This window comes from Schnuerera sp. (assembly GCF_035459645.1).
Classification (GTDB): Bacteria; Bacillota; Clostridia; order Tissierellales; family Tepidimicrobiaceae; genus Schnuerera.
In genome coordinates, this window is record NZ_DATHXO010000498.1 from 1 (window position 1) to 1,729 (window position 1,729).

General features: G+C 29.7%; 4 protein-coding genes. All 4 read left to right on the forward strand.

All coding sequences use genetic code 11. The features are described from left to right. Nucleotides 1-185, forward strand: a 185-nt coding sequence (locus VK998_RS11670) for a hypothetical protein (protein WP_325228520.1), incomplete at its 5' end; no start/stop codon positions are given. Next, nucleotides 154-345, forward strand: coding sequence for a hypothetical protein (locus VK998_RS11675; protein WP_325228522.1), 192 nt, complete (start codon nt 154-156; stop codon nt 343-345). The genes VK998_RS11670 and VK998_RS11675, both read left to right, overlap by 32 nt. Nucleotides 346-509: 164 nt before the next feature. Next, nucleotides 510-800: a hypothetical protein gene (locus VK998_RS11680; RefSeq protein ID WP_236910897.1), complete on the forward strand. Its 291-nt coding sequence runs from the start codon at nt 510-512 to the stop codon at nt 798-800. Nucleotides 801-927: 127 nt separating this feature from the next. Beyond that, nucleotides 928-1,512 (forward strand): stalk domain-containing protein, encoded by a 585-nt coding sequence (locus VK998_RS11685; RefSeq protein ID WP_325228524.1) that lies wholly within the window; start codon nt 928-930, stop codon nt 1,510-1,512. Nucleotides 1,513-1,729: the final 217 nt, after the last annotated feature.

The window sequence follows — 1,729 nt, forward strand, 5'->3', positions numbered from 1 at the left end:
GAATAGAAATATCATTCATAATATTAGATGATGAAATAATTGAATATAGCAATATTAATAACTTTCCAATATTTCATGGTAGTACATTAGTTGATAATATAAGATGGTTAAATGGTCTAGGAGATATATACTACTTCCAAAGAGAGAATCCATTTGATAAAGAAGATGATAACTGTGACTATTAATGAAATATCATCTAGTGAAATACTTCAACCATTCAAAGATTATCTAATAGCAGATGGTAAGGGAGAAAAGACAGTAGTAAGCTATGTAGGAGATATATGCCCTATATCGCAAAGGTACCGGGTACCACCCGACTTTTGTCGAAACTTGCTAACGAGATAAAGAAGGACCCCAATGGAGAAATCCAGCGGGGTTCTTTTTTTATGCACAAAACTAAAGATTGGCGACTAATTATTAACTCAAAAATTTGTATAGTTTTCTATATTGAATAAGGTGCTAAATTAATGGTATAATAAATATAGTTTATATATGTGGAGGGGATCGGATTGGGTGAAAATTCAAATATAACAAATGAACAATTATTTGAATTTATGACAAAGATGTATAGCGAAATGCAAGGAATGAAAGAAAATATAGCAACAAAAGATGATTTAGATAAGACAAATCAATCCATAGCTAGACTTGAACACAAAATGGATACAAACCATAAAGCTTTATATGATGGATATAAATTAACTTATGAAAAGTTAACTACACTTGAAAAAAAGGTTGATGAAATTGATAACAAAGTTGAAAGACAGGATGTTGAGATAAGGGTAATCAAAGGAGTGAAATAATAGAAGGATCCCAAAGGAGTAAAATCCAAAGGGATCCTTTTTTATTGAATAGGGGAGTAAATTAATGATATAATAAATGTAACTTATATGTGGAGGGAATCGCAAATGAGTAAGAATATAACAAATTATTTATGAAGGGACCACCTATGTTCCATTAAGGTATATAAGTGAAGAGTTGGGGAAAAAGGTAACTTGGGATGGTAAAACAGGAACTATTTTTATTGGAGAAGAGCAAGATGAGAATAAATTTTTTTATAAAAAGCCAATTGCTAAAGTAACAAAAGATATAAAGACTAGGGAAGATATAAAGGGTATATCCTTGTATGCTCAAGGTGTGTATGGTTTGCCCCATTGGCAGGATGAAAATGGCAATGAGATATATTTTCGTAAAGAATCAATCATATACACTTTACCTAGCGAGACGAAAAGTGTATCGGGTATAATATCTATGTTAGATGATATTCCATCATATTTTAGAAAATACGATTTTACAGATGATGATAAGAGAGTAAATGGCAAAATAAAGATCTATGATGAAAATGACAATGTTTTATATGAGAGTGAAAGGGTTAGGTTAATGTCAGATCCAATTGATTTTGAAATTAGTACAAAAAATGTACAAAAAATAAGATTTGAGTTGATATTGGAATGGAATAATACATATAATGGGATTGGAACAATAGCAATTAAAAATTTAAGGTATAAATATTAGAGCAATTTTTAGGGAATAGGAAGTATTTATACTGACTTTTTCCATGCTAACAAATGGATAATAGAATAGGTGGTACTAATTTACCATCTTACTGGTTTAAAATGGAAATATCTAAAAACATTTGAAAGTACCCCTTAGATGATGATACAATAATATACGAGATGATAATTTTGGGAGGGATACTATGTTTAAAAATGATAGGTTAAAGAAAGTATTA